The sequence below is a fragment of the uncultured Microbulbifer sp. genome (assembly GCF_947504145.1).
Taxonomy (GTDB): domain Bacteria; phylum Pseudomonadota; class Gammaproteobacteria; order Pseudomonadales; family Cellvibrionaceae; genus Microbulbifer.
Genome location: NZ_CANNGQ010000004.1, coordinates 187,858 through 207,833 on the forward strand (window position 1 = coordinate 187,858; position 19,976 = coordinate 207,833).

Genomic DNA, 19,976 nt, shown 5'->3' on the forward strand with positions numbered 1-19,976 from the left:
TCATTTTTGAAACCGAGCTGGGCGCCCCCCTGTTAACCCATCCCTGGGCGCTGCGGCGCAAACATCCTGTTTGCGACGCTTTCAAAAATGAATCCCCGCCACCTCACCTTAGCTTCTGAGCAAGAGCTTCGTAAGCAAGCACTTAGTCGTGCACTTTTGCGGGCGCTTTGCTCAGCAACACTAAAATCAAAGTGGCTAACGGCCCAAAAATAAGGCTCAAAACCCACCAGATTAAACCGCTGCGGTTTTTGCCCTGGGCCAAACCTGCATTAATCAATGAAAGCGTTCCCCACCCTACCAGCCACTCTCGTGACTGAATCATCACCTGATACTCTTCCATGAATTTTCCTCACTGCCTATACAGAGGCACAAATGTAAAAAGTTAAGGCTGCGTACGTGGCTACCACTAAAATTAATTGTCTAACAGGAACCGGGCAATAGTCCTGAACCCATGGCCTTTAGCCCCCTGCGCCCACTGATCATTGGGTCCCGGGAGGTAAGAGCCGGAAAGATCCATATGCACCCAACCACGCCCGTCATCACGCACAAATTTCGCCAGGAAAGCGGCAGCAGTTGACGCACCGGGCGTGCCATCCATACCCACGTTGGCAGTCTCTGCAAAGCCCGAAGGAATCTGCTCCATGTGAAATTTCTCCAACGGCAGACGCCAGGCCTTTTCATTTTCAGCTTTCGCCGCACTCAGCACCTTTTCCGCCATGTCATCTTCAAGGCTCAGCACCGAGTTGTAATCGCGCCCCACCGCCATCTTCGCAGCACCGGTTAACGTCGCCGCATCCAGAATATAGCGGGGATTGTCTTCACTGGCGGCGATCAGGCCATCCGCCAGTACCAGCCGTCCTTCTGCATCCGTATTCAAAATTTCTGCGGTGACACCATTTTTGTAAGTGATCACATCACCAAGCTTGAATGCATGGCCGGAAATCAGGTTTTCTGCACAACACAGATACAGTTTTACGCGCTTGTTCAAGCCGCGCGCAATGGCCAGTGCCAGACCGCCGGCAACCATCGCCGCGCCGCCCATATCGGACTTCATATGGGCCATGCCCGCCGAAGGCTTGATACTGTAACCACCGGAATCGAAGGTAATGCCCTTGCCCACCAGACACAGATCCACATCGGCGCTGTCATCACCGGTAGGGTTATAGTCCAGCTGCAGCATCGCGCCGCCGCGCACACTGCCGCGGCCGACGTTGTGAATCCCCATAAAGCCTTCGTCCAGCAATTCATCACCGGACACGATGCGATAGCTCACCGCATCGGGCGCCAGTTTCTGCAGCATGTCTGCAGCACTTTCCGCCAGCGCGCGCGGGAAAACATTTTCCGGCGTACCGTTGGTGATCTCCCGCACCCACAGACTGGCGGCCTTGCGCGCATCCAGCTCTTTGCGCTCGTCACCCTCGCCAACACCCCATTCCAGGGTGCTCTTGCGGTTTGGATTGTAGTAGCCGGCCCAGAAGGCCCAGCGGCTTTCCAGATCCCATTGATCGCCGGCAAGGGCAATATTGGTCACCCCCATACCGTCCAGGCGGCGCGCGGCGCGCTGTACCGCAACCAGGGTGCCGCCGGTAGCTTCGGTGGCGTGAATACAGGCCTCGTGCTCACTGAAACTCAGCAGGGCATTCTTGCCCCAGTGCTCCGCCGCCGCGGAATTGTCCAGCCGTACCTGCATCGCTGTTGTCATTCTGTACACCTTGAAATTGTGATGGTAGGAAAAAGTGCCTGAGACACAATATTGGGTCATTCTAGCAGGCTACAAGCATCCGTTTGCGCCATGCGGGAAACTGTCGATACACTTCACCGGTTAAAAATAACGACAAAGAAGCGTGAGGGAATCACCATGGGGACAAACTGCCATTACCACTCGGGAGCGGATGCCATCTGGCAGTGTACCGGCTGCAGCAAGGACTACTGCGGCGACTGTGTACCCGGCTCGGTGGACAACTACTACCAGTCCACCCCCAAATGCACTCTGTGTAACAAGCGTCTGGAAAATGTCGGCGCCAGCAACAAGGCCAGGCCCTTCTGGCAGATGGCACCCTTCTACTTCCGCTACGGGATTGCATCCGGCCCCGTTACCGTATCTGCAGTCTGCGCCGTGGCCGCCCTGGCCATGACCGGCCTCGGCATTCTGTCGATTTTCGTGTTTGTGGCGACCCTCGCCGTGGTAATGCGTTACAACCTGCTGGTGATTGAAAAGCTCGCCAGCGGCCAACTGGAAGCTCCCAGCTTTGGCGACGCCCAGGACGGCCGCAGTGCAGCGATTTTTGCCAAGGTGATCGGGATGATCCTGGTAGCCGGCGGTGTGGGTATGCTGTTTGCCGGGCTCGGAGAGAGTGCGGTACAGGTATATTCCATTGCCCTGTCCCTGCTGGCGCCAGCGGCCATGATCGTACTTGCGCTGGAACAGAGTATGCGCGCCGCGGTAAACCCGCTGAAGCTGCTGCAATTTACCTTGATCATCGGCTGGCCCTACTGGTTGCTTTGGCTCTCCACCAGCGCCGTATCCGCCGCACCTGCTTATTTGTTGCCTGCGGTGATGGACAAGCTCCCGGTGTGGATGCTGTTGCCGTTGATCGCGTTTGTAACCAGTTATTTCTCCATCGTCACCAGTGCCATGATGGGCTACATCTGCCTGACCCGGCAGCGCAAGCTGGGTGTGATTGCGCAGGTGGATGACGAGGAATTTCTGGAAGAGCGGGAATTCGAGCGCAAAAAGGCACTGGCCAATGCGGGAATTTTTCTGCGTGAAGGTCGGCACGATGAAGCGCGCAAGGCGCTGGTGAATGTGTTGCGCCAGCAACCGGACGACATCCCCCTCAACGAGCGTTATGTGCAGTTGCTACTTGCCACCGATGATAAAAAAGCCCTACGCGAACTGGGCCCACATTTGTTAGAGCGGTTTATAAAACTAAACCACGCGCACAAGGCCGCAGAGCTCTACCTGGCCATAACCAAAAGCCAGGGCGCACCGGCAATCGACAAATCGCTACTGCGCCACCAGATTGCGGAAGCGCTCTACCGCCAACGCCAGTTCAAACCCGCTCTGGCACTGATCAACAACCTGCACAAAGAAGACCCGCACTACACCCGCCTGGATAGCGCCTATCTGTTGCTGGCGAAAATCTATATGGATGGATTCAATCGCACCGATAACAGTCGCAAGTTGCTGGCGTTTGTGCAGAAAAAGTATCCGAAAAGCGGTGTGTTGCGAGAGGTGAAACAGCTGGAAGGGATCCTGGCGGCGGAGCAAAACGCACAGCCAGTTTAATCAAGGGCAGTGGCGGCACCGCTACCGGGTAGAGGCGCCTTCGCACAAAGCTCAATGAAATAAACTAAACCACCTCAGGCTGCAGCGCGCGGGCAAAATCCTGCGCTTTGCGCGCGCGCTCTTCATCCCCACAGCGGCGATAGTGCTCTACCAGACCGTTGGCCAACCGCGCCATCAGCGGGTGGCGCTGCTCTTTCTGTTGCAGCCGCTGCAGCAGGCGCTCTACCAGTTCCCAGTGTTTTTCCCGCGCTGCGCGCTGTGCCAGCACCAGACAGGTCCGCGCATTCAACGCCCGCGGCTCGCTGGTGCTTTCCATATAGGTTTCAACGCCGCTGGCCACCGGCGCAAAATCCTGTTCGGGCGCTTTTGCCAGGGCGAACAGTGCCAGCCAGGCGCGATGATGCGCCTCGCTTTCCGGCGCAAGCCTGCTCAGCTCAATAAACTTGTGGATAAGTGCCAGCGACTGCGGGTGCTGCCGCTGTGCGCTGGCGGCAGCCTGATTGGCCTCCAGCAATTTTCCGTTATTCTGCAGAGATTCGATCCGCGCCAGCGCCAGCTGTTCCGGGGTGGGTGGCAGGTCTTCTTCCACCTGGATCTCACGGCTTGGCCGAAACCGTATCAGCGCCATGGTGCCCACGAAGCCCGCCACCAGACCGCCAAAATGCGCCCAGTAGGCAATGTTATCGTTGCCGAAGAAATACCCGAACACCTCTTTGCCGAGCCACAACGGCAATACCAGCAACGCCGGCGCAGTAAATTCTCCAAACGCGAACCCCAGCGTGTAGAAAAACCGCAGGCGACGCACCCCGTACACGGCCACGAACATCCCCATCACCGCGGAGACGGCACCGGAGGCACCAATCACCGGTATCAGGCTGCCCGCTTCCACCCCCATATGCAGGCCAGCCGCAGCGAGACCACCCAGCAGATACAGGCCGATAAACCAGGCCGCTCCCAACGCCAGCTCCACCGACAGACCAAACAGCAGCAGGAAGATCATATTGCCCAGCAGGTGCTCCCAGCTGCCGTGCAGAAACATATGACCGAACAAGCCTTGCAGCGTCGGCTCTGCCGGAGTCAATCCATAGGCAAAGCTGGACAGGCGGTCGCGCAGTTCGCTGAATTGATTGCGCTGATCAAGCCACTGCTGCTCGCCCTCATCCCGCAACTGCGGCAGCAGCCAGTTGTGAAATTCGTGACTCCACAACAGCTGCTGGTAAATAAATTCTTCCCCGGCGCCCTGGGCCTGGGTGCGCCACTCAGGTTTTTCCGCGTCCACAAATTCGTAAAAGCGCTGCTCTTCCAGCACCGGCAGTTCACTGGAGAAGTAATATTCTTCCGCCACCTGCCAGCGCGCCTCATCGCCGCTCTGGTAGAGCACGAACACCAGCAGGTTGATCAGGATCAGGGCAAAACAGACCAGGGGGGGGCGTCGCCAGTCAGGCTTGTTCTGAATGGGGATAATCAGCAAGGGCGGACCTGCGGCTCGGTTGGTAGTGCGGGGGATCACGGCGGGTGATCCGTTCGAGCCATTCAGAATACAGGGGCTGTGAAATATGAACAGCCCCGGGCGTGGCAGTTACGTCGAAAATGTGGTGATAAACGTCACAGAATGTCGTTGAGATACTGTGATTCGCTATTGTCCTCAATGGCCCTCAATGACTGGGGGCGCCACCGTCGTCACCACCACCTTCGCTGCCGCTCTCACCCTCCCCGCCAGCATCATCGGGCCAGTCTTCGATGCCGGCCGATCCGCGGCGCTCATCCTTGGGTGCCGGGGGCTTGCGGGGACCAGAACCCTCACCCTGTGCGGGCAGAGTATCCTGCTCCCCCCAGCTGCGCACGTGCAGGTCTCGCTGGGGGAAGGGAATCTCGATACGGCGCTCGTTGAATTCATGCAGCAGTTCGATGTTGTACAGCGCGTTGAGATCGCCCAGCGAAGACACCGCGTTGCTGTTGACCCACACCACCAGTTTGAAATCCAGTGAGCTGTCGCCAAAGCCGGTAAGCCACACCTCGGTTTTGCGCTGCCAGTTGGAAAAGGTGACCGGTACCCGTTCTGCAGCAGCCATCGCCGCCTCGCGTACTTCTTCCGGGTCAGTGCCATAGGCGACACCGAAACCGATGTGAATGCGCCGCACCGGGTCTTCCAGGGTGTGGTTGGTCACCCGGCCAGTGACGAACTCCGAGTTGGGCACCAGGATATCCACATTGTCGCGGGTAGTAATACGGGTGGAGCGCACATTGATATCGCGTATACGCCCGAACACGCCGGACTCCAGCTCCACCAGATCACCCACCCGCAGGGGCTGCTCAAACAGCAGAATGATGCCGGAAATAAAGTTGGAGAAAATGGCCTGCATGCCGAAACCGATACCTACCGAAAGGGCACCGGCGATCAAGGTGAGCTTGGAAGTATCCAGCCCCACCATGGCAAGGAGGATGACGAAGGTAATCAGGACGATGCAGTAATTCAACACCCGCCACAGGGTATAGGCGGCCTGTTCGCTGGTGCGGTTACGGCGCACCATGCGGCGCAGAATCCAGTTGAGCAGCCGCGAGCAGGCCCAGGCGGCAAGTATCACCAGGATCATTTTGGCGATGTCTTTCAGGGTAATCGGCTGCTCACTGACCGCAAACAGCTCGTAGTTGGCGAGGTTGCGCCAGCCACTGCGCAGCTGCTGAAACTGCAGCACAATCCGGTCGCCCATGGTCTGCCACCATCCCTGCTGGCGCTGGTACACAAACAGCTGGGCGGTTTCATAGCGCTTCACATCTTCGGTCAGGTCGCGCACCCGGCCGAGGCCACTGGCGACTTTTTCAAACTGTCCCCACCATTTGCGCATGGCCTCGGAATCTTCCCCCACCCAGGCGACGATCTGGCGCTGGCGTACATTTACCTGCCGCACGAGATTTTCGCGGATGGTTTCCGCGTTTTTCACCAGGTCTTTACTGAAGGAGAGCTTTTCATCTTCTGTGCCGGCATCCAATACGCTGTTCATGGCCAGCAACAGCTCCTGCTTGCGCAGTTGCAACCGGTTCTCCAGCGCTTCCACGCTGTAGATCATCATCTGGATCTGCTGCTCCATTGTGACTGCGGCGTCGGAGCTTTCGAAAATGAGGTTGCGGGAGTCGCTGCGCTCCCGCGCCAGCTCATCCAGATTGGATTTTTCCTCGGTACGCGCGGCCGCCAGTTTCTCTGCCGCTTCGCTGCTGAATTGCAGGCCCTTCAGCATTCGCGCCAGCTCGCCATCGGCGTATTTCAGCTCCTCATCCCAGGCCGCCAGCTGCTCGTTGAGCATGCCCTGCTCTTCAAGAATCTGCAGGTGGCTGATCTGTGCCAGGAACACATCCAAAGTGGCCTTTAGATGCTTGGAGTCAGCGTGGTGCTTTTCACGCAGTGCACCCACAGTTTCCCGCAGCCGGTTGAGCGACAGATCGACACTCTCGTCCATCTGCGACTTTTCCAGCTTCAGGCCATCGAAGCGCTGCTTGCCGCGCGTGACTCCGGCATCGGACTCTGCCCACTGCAGTACCGTCGGCTTTTCGGGGAAGGTGATTGTGGGAAGCACGCTGACTTTTTTCAGCTCCTCGCGCTTCTCCCAGGTTTTACCAATGCCTGCCAGCCGCTGATTGATCGCGGCGACCTCTTCGGAAAGCTTCGCCTCCTCGGGCAGGGTGGCGCTCCAGTCCTGCCAGGCCTTGTCGACATCCTTCAGCCAAAGGTCACGCTGCTCGAGGGTGACGTCCGGCCACTGGGTCCACCAGTCTGCGGCGAGGTTACTGAAATCGGGAACAACCGGAGAGAACTCTTTCGGCTTGGTGGAAGGTAGTTGCGCGATGGCGAAGGAAGGAATGAGAAAACAGAGCAGGCAGAAAACCGCCAGCAGCACGCGCAAAGACGTGGCCGCAAAGCGCGGGAAATACGGAAAAAGGGCGGTGCCGAAAACTCCCATGGCTGAGACTGTCCCTGTACCTCTATCCCTGACCCCGGTTCCCTTGCCCCCAGCCCCTATGAGTTCCATCCGGACCAATACCCAGTATCAATGTCCAGTACCGATACTCACCACCAATACTGCACGAAAACAATCGTTTCAGTGCCCTGTGCGCGGGGACTACATCTGACTCAGTGTAGATGAGAAATTCAGGGCCTCAGCGGCGCGCGTCATAGCGCTGGATACAATCGCGATACTCCCGCCGGTAGATTCGCAGGCGCTGGTCTTCCAGGGTGCTGCCACGGCGCGCTGCATCAAACGCATCCTGGCGACAGGCGGACTCCAGCAGGGCGCGGTTGTCGTTGCGTTCGCCACTGGCATCATAGGGCGGACGCACATTGGCATAGGGGCGAGGTGCACGCCGGCGCCGGTCGCGGTAGCCATCCGCTTCGTACACCGGCTCGCCCTCTCCATCCAGTTCGTTCGGCGACAGGGCATCCGGTGGATACGCCTGCGGGATGCCGGAGCGGTCGCGCAGGTCGTCCAGGTCCTCGTCCGGGTAACCGTACAGGCGGTCTTCATAGGCCCCCACTATGTCCCCGTTGTAATGACGCCGCCACGCATAGGGCGGCGTAGTCACAATGTAACTGCGGCGCTTTGGCTCGTAGCGGTAAAAGGTGCCCGTGCCGCTCAGGAAAAACCGCCGGCCGTCGATCTCGAAACCGTTGCTGCCGGAGGGAAGAAACGTCAGCTCTGCCCCCAGCGGTGGTTCCACGCGCAGGTAACCGTCGTCTTCCTTGCGGTAAAAATAGCCACCCTGGTAGTAGTAGATATTGCCGCTCAAAGTAAGGCGGGTGGCGCCCGCGGGCAGCGAGCGCTGGCGATTGGGATCGCGCTGGTAATCCTCGTCGGACTCGGCACTGGAGTTGTCCGTAGCCTGCGCCAGCACACCACCGGGTAGCGCCAGTAGTAAAGCCAGCGCACTGGATAGACCGTACAGCAGAGGACGGGAAAAATAAGCGGCAGGAACCCGGGGGAGATCGCGCATGTGCTACCTCAATACGGCACATTCAACACTACAGCGCACCGAAACCGGCACCCTGCAATCCCCACCCGAATTGGCTCCCGAAGATGTTCGAGGGAGCCTAAAAAGAAGCGTAAAAATTAAAGCGACACACGGTCTCCGCCCGTCGCAAAAAATGCGACGGACGGAGGCCGTATGCGCTGGTAGCCGGAGCGCCACTCAACAATGTGATTGGCGAATTCAGCAGAGCACCCAAGCCATCACGGCTTCGTACTTTTGCTGTACGCCCGACTACAACTCTTATTGTAGATTGCCCCAACAGGTATCCAAGTTTTCCCGGCGAATAGCCGCCGGACCGGGACTAATCCACATGCGGAAGTCACGACAGGCCCGAGATCACCTTGCGCAGGGTACTCACGATGGTATCGATCTCATGTGCCTCAATGGTCAGCGGCGGCGACATACACAGCGCATCGCCGATACCCCGCGCCATTACCCCCGCATCCCAAGCCAGCGCCGACGCCTTGCCACCAAATTTGCCTTTCAGGTTATCCGGCGCGCGCAACTCGATCGCCGCCACCAGCCCGTAATTACGCACATCAATTACATTGTCCAGGTCCGCCAGTGAGTGCACGGCTTCCTCCCAATGCTTACCGATATCGCCGGACGCACGGGTCAGCAGGCCTTCGCGGTCGTAAATATCCAGCGTCGCCATCCCCGCCGCACAGGCCACCGGGTGCGCGGAATAGGTATAACCGTGGAACAGCTCCACCATCCCCTCCGCCGCGGCATCCATGACCGTTTTGTAAATCTTGTCGCTCACAAACACCGCACCGAGAGGCACCGTCGCATTGGTGATGCCCTTGGCGGACGTGATCATATCCGGCGTCACACCAAACTCTTCCGACGCAAACGGCGAACCCAGTCGACCCCAACCGGAAATCACCTCATCAAAAATCAGCAACAGGTCGTGCTGATCGCAGATCTCGCGGATGCGTTTCAGATACCCCTTGGGCGGAAGAATCACACCACCGGCGCCGGAGAACGGCTCCACAATCACCGCCGCAATCTGATCCGCCCCATGGAACGCAACAAGACGCTGCAGGTCTTCGGCCATCTCAACGCCGTGCTCCGGCAGCCCTTTGGTGAACGCGTTGCGCTCGATATCCAGCGTATGGCGCATATGATTCGCCTTCACCGGCTGACCAAAACTCTGGTAATTCGGCGCAATACCACCGACAGAAATCCCACCAAAATTCACCCCGTGATAACCCTTCTCACGGCCGATAAACATCGTGCGCGAACCCTTACCGCGCGCGCGCTGGTACTGCAGTGCAATCTTCAGCGCCGACTCCACCGCCTCGGAACCGGAATTGCCGAAGAACACGTGATTCAGCGGATCCGGTGTGTACTGCACCAGACGCTCCGCGTATTCAAAACCCAGCTCGTGGCCAAAATTGAAAATGGAACTGTAATCCAGCTTCATCGCCTGCTGATGAATCGCCTCGGCAATCTCCGAACGACAGTGACCGGCATTGGAACACCACAGGCCCGCGGTCGCATCGATGATCTTGCGACCAGATTTTTCGAACAGATAAATCCCTTCCGCGCGTTCAACAATACGCGGTGCGGCTTTGAAGGTGCGATTGGGGGTAAACGGCATCCAGAATGCGTTGGTATTCAATTCGGACATGATGTTCTCCGATTTTTAAGAATTAGAGTCTTTCTAACGTAGTAAAAATTTCGATGCGAAGGCAAAGTGCCGGGGATCTGTTTTCAGAAGCGTCGCAAACAGGATGTTTGCGCCGCAACGCCCAGGGATGGGTTCACAGCGGTTCTGAAAACAGATACCCGGTGCTTTGCCGCCACAAAGCCAATTAGAAGGTTCGCCACAAGCAACGAAGCTCACACTCCGTAGCAGCAGTATTTGGTCTCATAGAATTCGGCCATGCCTTCGACACCGCCCTCGCGTCCAATACCGGACTCCTTGCTGCCACCAAACGGCGCCACCGTGGTCGAGAAGACACCCGCATTGCAGGCCACCATCCCATATTCCAGCGCCTCCACCACCCGGTTCGCCCGGTGAATGTTTTCACTCATTACATACGCCGCCAACCCGAACGGCGTATCATTGGCGCGGCGCACAACGTCATCTTCATCGCGGAACTTCTGCACCACCGCCAGCGGCCCAAAAATTTCCTCCCGCGCAATCCGCATCTCATCGTGCACCTCCGTCAGCAGCGTCGGTGCGTAGAAATTCTCCCCGTTCGGCAGAAAATCCCCGCCCAACAAAAGGCGCGCCCCGTTGGCCACCGCCTCCTCCACCAGGCCGTGCACCCGATCCACCGCACGGCGGAAAATCAGCGGGCCAAACGTCGTCCCCTGCTTCAGCCCGTGCCCCGGCTGCAGCGCCTCCATCTGCGCACGCAACTTATCCACAAATACATCGTGCACCGCCTCGTGCACATAAATCCGGTTGGTGGACACGCAAGTCTGGCCCGAGTTGCGCATCTTGGTCGCCATGCAGGCGGTCACCGCCACATCGATATCCGCATCGTCGAACACGATAAACGGCGCGTTGCCGCCGAGCTCCATGGACATCTTCTTGATGGTGCTCGCGCACTGGGCCATCAGCAGCTTGCCCACCGGGGTCGAGCCGGTGAACGTGAACTTGGATACGCGCGGGTCCTGGGTCAGCACCTTGCCGATGGCCGCGGAATCGGATCCCACCACCACATTCAGGGTACCTGCCGGCAGGCCCGCCTCCTCCGCCAGCACACACAGCGCCAGCGCGGAAAGTGGTGTTTCCGACGCCGGCTTGATCACCACGGTGCAGCCCGCCGCCAGTGCCGGCGCCGCCTTGCGGGTAATCATCGCGTTGGGGAAATTCCACGGGGTAATACAGCTCACCACACCCACCGGCTGGCGGATGGTGTGCAGGCGCATGGTGGGGTTGTGGGTAGGGATGGTCTGGCCGTAGGCGCGGCGACACTCTTCCGCGTACCACTCGATATAGGACGCGCCATAGTCGATCTCGCCCATGGCCTCTGCCAGAGGCTTGCCCTGTTCCAGGGTCAACAGCCGCGCCAGATCCTCGCGGTTGTCGGCGATCAGCTGGTACCAGCGCTTCAATACGGCCGCGCGCTCAGCGGCGGTCTTGCGGCTCCATTCCGGGAAAGCCGCGTGCGCCGCGGCCACCGCCTGTTCAGCGTCGGCGGCACTGCCATCGGCAATCTCCGCAAGCAATTCACCGCTGGCGGGGTCAGTGACCGCCAACTTACCGGCACCGTCGCGCCACTGGCCGTCAATGTAGTTCTGGGTCTTGAACAGCTGGCTATTATTCAGATTCATCGAATACTCCGTGATCAGCCTGTTTATCGGCGTTTCAAGGATTCTGGACCGGCAGTCCGACGGCGAATAGTAAGATCTTTGCAACTAAAGTTTGGATCTATCAAACTTAGCGTCACCCAAGCTACCACGAGCCCCAGCCATGGCCAAAAGCACACAGCCCCTGTCCGGGCGCCTCAGCGATATGGATCTGCGGCTACTGCGGGTCTTTCGCGAAGTCGTCCGCGCCGGTGGTTTGGCGCCGGCGGAAGTGGCGTTGAACATCAACCGCTCCACCATCAGCGTGCACCTGTCGGACCTGGAAACCCGCCTGGGCATGCAGCTGTGTATCCGCTCCCGCGGCCGCGCCGATTTCAAGCTCACCCCCGAGGGCGAATCCCTGTACCAGGCCATTCTGGAGCTGGACGGCCACCTGGCCAGCTTCAAGAGCCAGGTCAACGCCATCCAGTCGCAGCTCACCGGCAAACTGCGGGTGATCCTCCCAGACGATGCCCTCGCCATGCCGCAGCTGGACCTGCCCGCCACTATCGCGCGCCTGCGTGAGCGGGCGCCGCAACTTCAACTGGACATCCAGCTGGCGGCACCTCACGAGCTGGAGCTGGAAATTCTCGCCGGCCGCGCCGATGTGGGTATCAACCCGCTGCACTCCCGCCGCCCGGGCCTCAGCTACCAGCCACTGTTCAGTCACCAGTCCCTGCTCTACGCCGCCGCCGGCCACCCCTGCGCCACCAACTCCGATGAAGAGCTGATCACCCAACAGGAACTGGCCGCCCCGGACCACGCCGTACTATCGGGTGCTGCCCACCTGTACCGCCTGTTCCCCCACAAAAGTATCGCCAACCACATGGCCGCGCGCCTGGCGATGATCCTGTCGGGGAAATTTATCGGCTTCCTGCCCACCTATCTGGCGGAGGATTATGTTAGAAATGGGGAGCTGGCCGCACTGAGGCCGGAACGCTTCAGTTACCAGATCCAGAATGCCATTACCTGTAAAAGCAGCGCCGCAGAACAGCCGGCGGTGCAGCTTTTTACCGCGGCACTGATACTTTGCAACCACTGAACAAGGGAGTTCATTCCAGTATGCGTAAGGAATTCAGTTCCTGGTGGAATACCACTTCTTCAAGCGAAAAATCTGCACTTTTAACTCTGGCTGTGATTGCTACCGGAATAGGCATATTTGCCCTGGGGATTAAACTGGGTGCAATATTCGGGCGACTGTTTGGCTAAACCATGAAATATAAGTTCTATACAGAGCAGACACTAGAGTCCTGGAATCAGGTCGCAGAAATTCATCAACGGCGAAACCCAGAACTCCTCAAGAAGGCTTCCGCCTCGGATTTCAATGCCCTTGAGGTGGAGTTCAACCGCCTGGTCGATGCGCAGAACCTGGACAGTGCCTCCGTCGTCCAGGTCTGCTGCAACAACGGCAAAGATCTGCTTTCAATAAAAAACAAAGGTGCGGGCTACTGTTTGGGAATTGATGGATCAGACAAATTTATCGAACAGGCTCGCGCACTTTCACAGCATCCGCACTACACCAATGTACAATTCGAAACGTACAACATTTACGAAATTCCGGAGCGACACTACGAACGCTTCGACTTTGCTGTAGTCACGGTCGGAGTAGTCAACTGGATGCCTGACCTCCCCAGATTCTTTGAAATTTGCAACCGACTTCTGAAGCCCGGCGGCGCCCTGCTTATGGAAGAGATACACCCTGTGCTCAATATGTACCAAGAGGGCAGCCCTTCGAAGATCGCCTATTCCTACTTCAATCGGGAAGCGCAGCTGGATACCGATGGACTGGACTACTTCTCTGGCGAAAAATACGATGCCGAGCCTAACTACTACTTCCAACATACGCTGGGTGACATTCTTACCGCAGCCATTGCTAGCGGCCTTCACCTGCAGACATTTGAAGAGTCCGCCTCGAACATCGGAAATTACTGTAAAGATTTAGCTGACGCGCCCCACAGCCTACCAATGGCGTTTATTGCCAGCTGGAGAAAAGGATAGTATGCAACAAGACAAATTTATCCAGCAAGTCTCCCGTCGCCTTCACAGACTTTTCACCAACTCCAAACTCGGTGTGCGGATACCGCCCGTCGAGCGCCACAGGCTGGAAGGATTTATGCAGGCAGGTGTGTTTTTTGGTTTCAGCAGCAAAAACGAACTAGCCGAGATGATTGAGAACATTCACATCGATGTGTTTGGAAAAACCATCGCCGAACGCAAAGCAGAAGCACCCGCCTCCTGGATTTTCGAAGAAGTCGATTACAGTCAATACGACTCACCCACCTATGAGCGAAGTCGGTAAATCGGGTAATGTATACACCAAAACACTTCGTGGTCGATCAACTTTCCGAGAAATACGAAGCCGGCGCCGACAACCCGTGGCGACCGGAATATTCGCACAAGCTTCTGCGCGCTATCGTGGGTGTGGAGATTGAAATCACAGAGATTCAAGGGAAGTACAAGCTGAGCCAGAATCGTCCTGCAGAAGACCATGAGAGCGTCATCAAAGCGCTGCGCGCGGAGGGAGAAATTTCCATGGCCGACGCGATGGAAGAGTGGAGCCCATCGTGAACGCCCCCTGCTGTAGAGGAAAGAATAAATGACTGAAAAGCAGAAAATGCTCGCGGGCGAAATGTACGACCCGGCGGATCCGGAGCTGGCGAAAATGCGCCTGGCGGCTCGCCTGCTGTTCGAAGAGCTGAATACCGTCAGTCAGCAGGACCGCCAGCGCCGGGATAAATTGATCAAGCAACTGTTTGGCAGCACCGGCGAGCAAATCCAGATCGAGTCGCCGTTCCATTGTGACTACGGCGAGAACATTCACGTGGGCGAAAACTTTTTTGCCAACTTCGGCTGTGTGATTCTGGACGTGGCAGAGGTCCGCTTTGGTGACAACTGTATGCTGGCACCCCAGGTAGGCATCTATACCGCAACCCATCCACTGGATCCTGCGGAAAGAAACAGCGGACGGGAATACGCCAAGCCGATCACCATCGGTGACAACTGCTGGATTGGCGGCATGGCGGTGATCAATCCGGGGGTGACACTGGGCGATAATGTGGTGGTTGCCTCCGGCGCAGTAGTGACCAAGAGCTTTGGTGATAACGTCGTACTAGGCGGGAATCCTGCCAGGGTGATCCGCACCATCGAGCCCAAATCCTGACGATTCAGAAGTCCATCAATGCTGAAATCCATCCACCACGCCGCCATCATCTGCTCCGATTATGCGCGCTCGAAACGTTTTTATAGCGAAATTCTCGGGCTGGAAATCATTGCGGAAAACTACCGCGCCGAACGCGATTCCTGGAAGCTCGACTTGCGCCTATCAGAGGGAGGCCAGGTGGAACTGTTTTCCTTTCCCGATGCACCGGCACGGCCAAGTTATCCGGAGGCGCAGGGTTTGCGGCATCTGGCGTTCGTAGTAGATTCGGTCGAGGAGATGAAAGCGAAACTGGAGTCCCGCGGCGTGGAAGTGGAACCGGTGCGGGTAGATGAATACACCGGCAAGCGATTTACATTTTTCAGCGACCCGGACGGGTTACCGCTCGAACTCTATGAGCAGTAATTGCCGCTCTGGGAAATTCAGGTCACAACGTTATTCTCGCCCTTAGAAAGGCTTTCAGTAGGGCTCTCCGTCACACTCTCAATCACAAAGACCGGCCGACGTTTGGATTCCATATAAATACGGCCGATATATTCACCAATCACACCGATACCGATCAGCTGGATACCACCGAGAAACAGCACCACCACAATGGTGGATGCATAGCCGGGAGTGTCCACCCCCAGTAACAGTGTTCGCACGATAATCCAGGCACCGTAGAGAAAGGACACGGACGAAACCAGCACGCCGATATAAGTCCAGATACGCAATGGTACGGTGCTGAAACTGGTAATGCCCTCCCAGGCTAGGTTCCACAATTTCCAACCGCTGAAACTGCTCTCACCGGCAACCCGTTCCGGGCGCTCGTAATCCACATAGGCGGTGGGGAAACCGCACCAGGCGAACAGGCCTTTCATAAAGCGCTGAGATTCCGGCAGGTTGTTCAGTACGTTGACTACGCGGCGTGATATCAGGCGGAAGTCACCGACGTTTTCCGGGATCTGCACCTTGGAGAGACGCTTTAACAGCCGGTAGAACATGCCGGCGGTCCAGCGCTTGGCCAGGGAATCCGATTTGCGCGAAACCCGTCGCGCCAGTACCACGTCAAAACCCTGCTTATATTTTTCCAGCATCTGCACGATCAGCTCGGGCGGATCCTGCAGGTCTGCATCGATGGGAATGACGACATCCCCTTCTGCCACGCTCAGCCCGGCAGAGAGGGCGCACTCTTTACCAAAGTTCCGGGAGAGGTTCACCACTCGGGTCTGTTCAACTTCCTTTGCTTTCGCCTGCAAAAGTTTGAGGGTGTTATCCGTGCTGCCGTCGTTGACACAAATCAGCTCGTACGGATGACCGATCTGGTCCAGATGCCGGGTGATTTCTTTGAAGTAGTGATCGAGCCCCGCACTTTCGTTGTACATCGGGCACACGATGGATATCAGAAGGCTCAAAGCTTCCCCCAACGGTTGTTGAACTTATTCTTATTGTCCCGCTTTTCGAAAACGGGGCGCTTAAACGAAAAAACCGGGTCCGATAGTAGCGGCTATTGCACGCCGCTTCTATCGGATACCCGGTTAAGACGTTTTATACAGTCGTTTTAGATCAGGGCGTTGCCTTGCTGGCGCCACTAGCGGCTGCGGATGTCTTATCCTTAACCGAGGCCTTGCCCTGTATTCTGCTTTCAGCTTTGGCGTTATCGGCCAGTGTAGGCTTCAGCTCCGCCAGCATGTTTTTCATCTGGTTGTACTCGGCCTCGTCGGTAAGTTCCAACATCAGTGGCTGCGCCACTTCGGCGAAGTACGCCGCGTCTTTGCGGTCGTACAGTTCCTGCGCCATCCACTGGGCGATATGCAGTTCGCGCGGTGCACGCAGATAAGCCTGCTCCAACATTTCCACATACTGGTCTTTGGGGTACCCCAGCATCTGCATGGTGATCGCCAGGCCGTACCAGTTCATGGCCTCGTCAGACTGGTTGTTGACCAGCTTTACAAACTTGTCGCGAGCGCCTTTCATCATCTCTTTGCTGCGATCGCCACCCATGGAACCGATTTCGCGGTTCAACCACAACCAGGCCTGCGCTCGTTGATACCAAAACTCTTCGCGGTCAGACGGCGCCACCTGGGCCAGCAGACGAGCGGCCCGGTCGAAGTCGCCTTCGCGAGTAGCGGCATCGGCACGCACTGCAGTCAGCTCGGGGGTGTAGACGTCATCCTGTTCGGCGTATTTCACCAGTTCGTGCAACCCGTGGGGGTTGTAACCGGACTTCACCAGAAAACGCGCCAGCTCAACCACGGCTTCCTGACTCTCCAAGACTTTCAGCTTCGGACGCTCCGACTTGAAAGTGGCCGGCACCTTGCCACGAGCCAACTGGAAACGGCCTTCGCGGAACTGGTCGTTGTACACCTTTTCGATTTCGTCGATGGACATGCCGAGGTTTTTCGCCAGCGCCTTCACCGGGTCGGCGCCGTTGTTGTAGTCCTTGACGAACTGCTTGAACTCTTCGGCTTTGCCACTCTCCATAATGATCCAGTGGGCGAGCATCCAGCCGCTGGCATACACACGGCCCTTCTCTTCGTCCGGCGTGTTGTACACGGTAGCGCGCAGCAATTCCTGCAGCGGCATCGGCGCGGTGTACAGCAGGGTCATGGCGCGCTCGCCTGGAATGGCACCGATATCGTAGGTATTGCCGGGGCCGAACGTCATGGTGGACATGAACTCGGCAAAGCCTTCGCTATACCAGTAGGGATAGTGGGTGGTGGTGCCGTTATAGCTCAGGAAGTGGGTGTACTCGTGGAACAGGAACTCCCGCGCTTCCAGCTGGCGCTCACCGGTGCGACCATCCAGGTTCACCAGGGCGTAGCTGCCCTCGGCGGTGGTGTCGAACAGACCGTTGGTCAGTTCGGAAAGGTCTTCACCCACCAGGCCCGCGTAACTTTCGCGGTCGGCAGCAGCATAAATGGTCAGCTTGGCACCATCGTCTTTCGCGCCCAGCAGGCTCAATGCCACCGCACGGTAGCGCTCCAGATCCTCCGCCAGGCGACGTACGGAGCTGGCTTCACCGTTGGTGATGATGTGAAAGTTAGCGCTGTCAATTTCGTACCAGGTGTCTTTCGCCAGATTGTCCGCCATCACATCACTGGTAAACAGCCATGCGCCGGAAAATACGACTAAGTACGCGAGCATTCGTGAAAACATATTCTTGCCACCCGGATGTTTCGTCAATTTTTCAGTTGACCGTTTTTTGATCAACCTTGCGCGAAAATCCACAATACCGTTTTTCACTGTTTAAAAAAAGAACAATCTTAAACGAGAACCTGTAATTCACCCTGGGTATAAGGCAGTCACGACTTTTTGGTCACACGCGGTCACAAAATGACTGAAAAGTTCTGCGTATAGCCACACGCCACTGACCGATAACCAATTCACAGTCACTGCGTTTCGCGATTTTCTCGCCTCCCTGCCCCCCTAGACTCGAGACGTCCCACCGGTTCGCTCAGTCGGCCGGCGCGATAGCGATGTAATAAAACCAATAAATACCGAGAGAAGACCATGAAGACTTTCGCCCTGCCGGCACTGCTGGCCTGCGCCCTGTGCGCCGCGTTCACGCCCACCTCCCAAGCCGCACCCACGTTTATCGCCGACCTGGATATCACGACCTTCGACGGCACCGAGCTGGACGCCAACCTGTTCATCCCGGAAACACCGCCCCCCGCCGCTGGCTACCCCACGGTGCTGCTCACCAACAGCTGGATGCTCGATAAACACCAGTACCTGCTGCAGGCCGCCGAACTTGCGGACAACGGCTACCTGGTGATGAGCTATTCCACCCGGGGTTTTGGTGTCTCCGGCGGACTGGTGGACGTGGCCGGCAACAATTCCATCACCGACGCCAGCGTGTTGATCAACTGGCTGGAAGCCAACTATCCGGTGGGTAAACTGGGCATGGCAGGTATCTCCTACGGCGCCGGCATCTCCCTGGTTACCGCCGCACAGGATCCCCGGGTCGACGCCGTCGCCGCCCTCTCCGGCTGGTCCGACGTGATCGAAGGACTCTACCCGGGCAACACCGTCAACCTGGTGTGGGGCACCATCCTCACCACCACCGCGCTCAACCTGGACCCAGAAGTAGACACCATCTGGGCAAATCTCCGCGCTACCGAGAATATTCAGGGCGTAAAAGACTTCGCCGCCCCGCGATCCGCCCTCTCCTACGTGCCGGAATTGAACAGCAACGGCACCGCCGTATTAATGTCCAATAACTTCGCCGACTACCTGTTCAAACCCAACAGCATGACCCAGCTCTACAGCCTGCTGGACGGCCCCAAAAAGCTCCTCCTAAACCCCGGCACCCACGCCGTCACCGAAACCCTCGGCGGCAACCACGGCCACATCTGGGCCACCACCTTCCGCTGGTTCGACCGCTACCTCAAAGACCAGCCCAACGGCATCGACAGCGAACCCAAGGTCGACATGACCGTGCGCATCGGCAACAAGCTCGAGCAGTTCGACGACTTCCCGGTAACCGACAAAACCACTCAATACCACCTCCACCCGCGCTTCACCTACTTCAACAACGCCAGCATGAAAACCAGCCCCTACAGCGGCTGGAACTGGAGCAACGACTTCCACGGCGGCGCCGACACCAAAGCCGGCACCGGCATCCCCGTCATCTCCGACGCACTGGAAGGCTTCGGCATTCCTGTCTACACCAACATGACCGACATCAACGGCTACTACGCCATCGAGTACAACTCACCGATACACTGGAGCACCTTCAAAATCCGCGGCACCCCAAGCCTCGAAATGTGGATAAAACCCAGCAAACCAGAAGTACAACTCCAGGTGCACCTCTACGACACCGGCCCACTGGGCCTCGGCCGCCTGATCACCCACGCCCCACTCACCCTGCACAACGCACAGGTGGGCCAGACTCAGAAAATCTCCATGGAACTCTTCACCACCTCCTACGACGTACCACCGGGGCACGTGGTGACACTCGCGATTGATACCGAAGGCGCGATTTATCAGAAGCCGGAAGACAGGAATTATGAGATTGAAGTGCCGTACATAAGCAGCAGGCAATCGGTACTAACGATTCCACATTTGTAATACAGCGCATAAAAGCCAGATGAGTAGGTGGCGATAGCGGGTACGGCCTTCTGAGACCTTCAAAAACAGGATGTTTTTGCAGAGCCCCCATGGATGGGTTCACGGCGTGTCTCAGAAGGCCGTACCCGCTAGCGGCGCCGCCACCAAACCACC

At 57.6% G+C, this 19,976-nt stretch carries 18 protein-coding genes; 9 read left to right on the plus strand and 9 right to left on the minus strand.

Annotation, left to right across the window (positions count from 1 at the left end; all coding sequences use genetic code 11):
• Positions 1-142: 142 nt before the first annotated feature.
• Both Q1A74_RS14085 and pepB read right to left on the minus strand, forming a co-directional pair.
• Positions 143-340: an antitermination protein NusB gene (locus Q1A74_RS14085; RefSeq protein ID WP_299597410.1), complete on the minus strand. Its 198-nt coding sequence runs from the start codon at positions 338-340 to the stop codon at positions 143-145.
• A gap of 72 nt (positions 341-412) precedes the next feature.
• Positions 413-1,702 carry an aminopeptidase PepB gene (gene pepB / locus Q1A74_RS14090; protein WP_299597413.1) on the minus strand — a complete coding sequence of 430 codons (1,290 nt, stop codon included), beginning with the start codon at positions 1,700-1,702 and terminating at the stop codon, positions 413-415.
• Positions 1,703-1,858: 156 nt separating this feature from the next.
• Between pepB and Q1A74_RS14095 the strand changes: the two genes are divergently transcribed.
• Positions 1,859-3,289 carry a tetratricopeptide repeat protein gene (locus tag Q1A74_RS14095; RefSeq protein WP_299597416.1) on the plus strand — a complete coding sequence of 477 codons (1,431 nt, stop codon included), beginning with the start codon at positions 1,859-1,861 and terminating at the stop codon, positions 3,287-3,289.
• A 64-nt stretch (positions 3,290-3,353) separates the two neighbouring features.
• On the opposite strand, the gene Q1A74_RS14100 is transcribed toward Q1A74_RS14095, so the two are convergent.
• From Q1A74_RS14100 to Q1A74_RS14120, 5 genes are all read right to left on the minus strand, one after another.
• Entirely contained in the window at positions 3,354-4,760 is a 1,407-nt protein-coding gene (locus tag Q1A74_RS14100) for a rhomboid family intramembrane serine protease (protein ID WP_299597419.1), read from the minus strand.
• 184 nt (positions 4,761-4,944) lie between these two features.
• Positions 4,945-7,245 (minus strand): mechanosensitive ion channel domain-containing protein, encoded by a 2,301-nt coding sequence (locus tag Q1A74_RS14105; RefSeq protein WP_299597422.1) that lies wholly within the window; start codon positions 7,243-7,245, stop codon positions 4,945-4,947.
• Between the two features lie 196 nt (positions 7,246-7,441).
• Positions 7,442-8,272 (minus strand): DUF6515 family protein, encoded by an 831-nt coding sequence (locus Q1A74_RS14110; RefSeq protein ID WP_299597425.1) that lies wholly within the window; start codon positions 8,270-8,272, stop codon positions 7,442-7,444.
• A gap of 355 nt (positions 8,273-8,627) precedes the next feature.
• The gene (locus Q1A74_RS14115; protein WP_299597428.1) at positions 8,628-9,941 is read right to left on the minus strand and encodes an aminotransferase class III-fold pyridoxal phosphate-dependent enzyme; all 1,314 of its coding nucleotides are present in this window, start codon (positions 9,939-9,941) and stop codon (positions 8,628-8,630) included.
• Between the two features lie 212 nt (positions 9,942-10,153).
• Positions 10,154-11,599: an NAD-dependent succinate-semialdehyde dehydrogenase gene (locus Q1A74_RS14120; protein ID WP_299597431.1), complete on the minus strand. Its 1,446-nt coding sequence runs from the start codon at positions 11,597-11,599 to the stop codon at positions 10,154-10,156.
• Positions 11,600-11,738: 139 nt separating this feature from the next.
• Between Q1A74_RS14120 and Q1A74_RS14125 the strand changes: the two genes are divergently transcribed.
• From Q1A74_RS14125 to Q1A74_RS14155, 7 genes are read left to right on the plus strand one after another with little or no spacing between them, the layout of a single operon-like run.
• On the plus strand, positions 11,739-12,656 hold the full coding sequence (locus tag Q1A74_RS14125; protein ID WP_299597435.1) for a LysR family transcriptional regulator: 918 nt from the start codon (positions 11,739-11,741) through the stop codon (positions 12,654-12,656).
• A 20-nt stretch (positions 12,657-12,676) separates the two neighbouring features.
• Positions 12,677-12,823, plus strand: a complete 147-nt coding sequence (locus Q1A74_RS14130) for a hypothetical protein (RefSeq protein ID WP_299597438.1) — start codon at positions 12,677-12,679, stop codon at positions 12,821-12,823.
• A gap of 3 nt (positions 12,824-12,826) precedes the next feature.
• Positions 12,827-13,612 carry a bifunctional 2-polyprenyl-6-hydroxyphenol methylase/3-demethylubiquinol 3-O-methyltransferase UbiG gene (locus Q1A74_RS14135; RefSeq protein ID WP_299597441.1) on the plus strand — a complete coding sequence of 262 codons (786 nt, stop codon included), beginning with the start codon at positions 12,827-12,829 and terminating at the stop codon, positions 13,610-13,612.
• Position 13,613: 1 nt separating this feature from the next.
• A complete protein-coding gene (locus tag Q1A74_RS14140) occupies positions 13,614-13,913 on the plus strand; it encodes a hypothetical protein (RefSeq protein ID WP_299597443.1) in 300 nt (99 codons plus the stop codon).
• Positions 13,914-13,921: 8 nt separating this feature from the next.
• Positions 13,922-14,182 carry an FMN-binding negative transcriptional regulator gene (locus Q1A74_RS14145; RefSeq protein WP_299597445.1) on the plus strand — a complete coding sequence of 87 codons (261 nt, stop codon included), beginning with the start codon at positions 13,922-13,924 and terminating at the stop codon, positions 14,180-14,182.
• Between the two features lie 28 nt (positions 14,183-14,210).
• Positions 14,211-14,774 carry a sugar O-acetyltransferase gene (locus tag Q1A74_RS14150; RefSeq protein WP_299597447.1) on the plus strand — a complete coding sequence of 188 codons (564 nt, stop codon included), beginning with the start codon at positions 14,211-14,213 and terminating at the stop codon, positions 14,772-14,774.
• Between the two features lie 18 nt (positions 14,775-14,792).
• Entirely contained in the window at positions 14,793-15,176 is a 384-nt protein-coding gene (locus Q1A74_RS14155; RefSeq protein WP_299597449.1) for a VOC family protein, read from the plus strand.
• A 17-nt stretch (positions 15,177-15,193) separates the two neighbouring features.
• On the opposite strand, the gene Q1A74_RS14160 is transcribed toward Q1A74_RS14155, so the two are convergent.
• Both Q1A74_RS14160 and Q1A74_RS14165 read right to left on the minus strand, forming a co-directional pair.
• A complete protein-coding gene (locus Q1A74_RS14160; RefSeq protein WP_299597451.1) occupies positions 15,194-16,165 on the minus strand; it encodes a glycosyltransferase family 2 protein in 972 nt (323 codons plus the stop codon).
• A gap of 151 nt (positions 16,166-16,316) precedes the next feature.
• Positions 16,317-17,909, minus strand: a complete 1,593-nt coding sequence (locus tag Q1A74_RS14165; protein ID WP_299597454.1) for a hypothetical protein — start codon at positions 17,907-17,909, stop codon at positions 16,317-16,319.
• Positions 17,910-18,263: 354 nt separating this feature from the next.
• Here Q1A74_RS14165 and Q1A74_RS14170 point away from each other — a divergent pair, with 354 nt between their 5' ends.
• Positions 18,264-19,823: an alpha/beta fold hydrolase gene (locus Q1A74_RS14170; protein WP_299597456.1), complete on the plus strand. Its 1,560-nt coding sequence runs from the start codon at positions 18,264-18,266 to the stop codon at positions 19,821-19,823.
• Positions 19,824-19,976 lie beyond the last annotated feature (153 nt).